The 245-nt window shown below is 32.2% G+C and carries 1 pseudogene; it reads left to right on the forward strand.

What is annotated here, in order from left to right:
• Positions 1-235: pseudogene (locus ACFIO5_RS13015) on the forward strand (aromatic amino acid transporter AroP); the annotation flags it as partial.
• Positions 236-245 lie beyond the last annotated feature (10 nt).

Genomic DNA, 245 nt, shown 5'->3' on the forward strand with positions numbered 1-245 from the left:
ATATCCTTACGCTAACTATCTTTGCCTCTGCTTTCTTGCTTTATTATTTTGCATTATGTTTGTAAGTGGCTTTGGAAAAAATGGATTAATGACTAGGCTTTTTGATATGATAGGAATAAAGATGTCTTTTCTTGAAACATATATACCTATGCAGATGCCTGATATGAGTTTGGCCGTTGTTATTATTCCTCTATGGTGTTTGTTTTTATTTTTAGGCTATAAACTTAAGCGATAGCGGTAGAAAA

The sequence above is a fragment of the Bartonella sp. AA86SXKL genome (assembly GCF_042196885.1).